The sequence below is a fragment of the Natronococcus sp. genome (assembly GCF_047921035.1).
In the GTDB taxonomy this organism is placed as follows: Archaea; Halobacteriota; Halobacteria; order Halobacteriales; family Natrialbaceae; genus Natronococcus.
Map to the genome: position 1 here is coordinate 1 of NZ_JBLRWX010000248.1, position 630 is coordinate 630.

Annotated in this window: 1 protein-coding gene; it reads left to right on the forward strand. The window is 70.8% G+C overall.

Features of this window, described 5'->3' with window-relative positions; genetic code table 11:
• A partial coding sequence (locus tag ACNA7R_RS20525; protein ID WP_416285384.1) for an anion permease occupies positions 1 to 424 on the forward strand: 424 nt, incomplete at its 5' end.
• Positions 425 to 630 lie beyond the last annotated feature (206 nt).

Sequence of the window (630 nt, forward strand, 5' to 3'; positions counted from 1 at the left end):
GGTGGGCGGCGGTCTGAGCCTGGGGGCCGCCATCGGCGCGAGCGGCCTGTCCGATGCGGTGGCGGCCGCGCTCGGCGGGCTCACCGCATGGCCCGTGTGGGCGCTGGTCCTGGTGGTGGCTCTGGTCGCCATGCTGCTCAGCCACGTGACCAGCAACACCGCCACCGCCGCCACGCTGCTGCCGCTTGCCGCGGCGCTTGCGGTCGCACTGGACGAGCACCCCCTGCTGCTCACCGTCCCGGTGGCGCTTGCCGCCTCCTGCGCCTTCATGCTCCCGGTGGCCACGCCACCCAACGCCATCGTCTTCGGCAGCGGGCGCATCACTGTGCCTGACATGGTGCGGGCCGGATCGCGGTTGAGCCTGCTGGCGCTGGTGGTGGTGACGGTGGCGGTGCTGGTGATGGTTGAGGCGGTGCTGGGATAGCCGGGGGATCCGGCGTTTCGGTTCTTCGACACCAAGGGGCGAAAGCAAAGTCAAAGGCTTCCGATCCCCGCTGTTCGCGGGTGCCCTGCGTTCCTCGGCTTCGAGGGGGTCGCCTGACAGGCGACGCGCCGCGTCCCTGCGGCGCCCCTTCGGGCCATTTCCCTCGAAGCCTGCGGTACTCGGTGCGTCATAGGGGAAGGGAACGT